This is a genomic window from Janthinobacterium sp. FW305-128, assembly GCF_020858135.1.
Taxonomy (GTDB): domain Bacteria; phylum Pseudomonadota; class Gammaproteobacteria; order Burkholderiales; family Burkholderiaceae_D; genus Janthinobacterium.
The window spans coordinates 1-287 of record NZ_JACYMK010000041.1; the positions used below are offsets into that span (position 1 = coordinate 1).

General features: G+C 51.9%; 1 pseudogene. It reads right to left on the reverse strand.

Going from position 1 to position 287, the window contains the following annotated elements:
• A pseudogene (locus IGS60_RS28235) lies at window positions 1-217 on the reverse strand (elongation factor 1-alpha); the annotation flags it as partial.
• Window positions 218-287: the final 70 nt, after the last annotated feature.

The following is a 287-nucleotide window of genomic DNA, read 5'->3' on the forward strand; positions in this document are numbered from 1 at the left end:
CAGGGACCATATCAACAATGGCAGCATCGCCAGACTTCAGGAACTTGGGGCCATCTTCCAGCTTCTTACCAGAACGACGATCGATCTTCTCTTTAAGCTCGGCAAACTTGCATGCTATGTGGGCCGTGTGGCAGTCCAGAACAGGGGCATAGCCAGCACTGATCTGGCCTGGATGGTTCAGGATAATCACCTGAGCAGTGAAGCCAGCTGCTTCCATTGGTGGGTCATTTTTGCTGTCCCCAGCAACATTGCCACGTCTAACGTCTTTGACAGACACGTTCTTTACG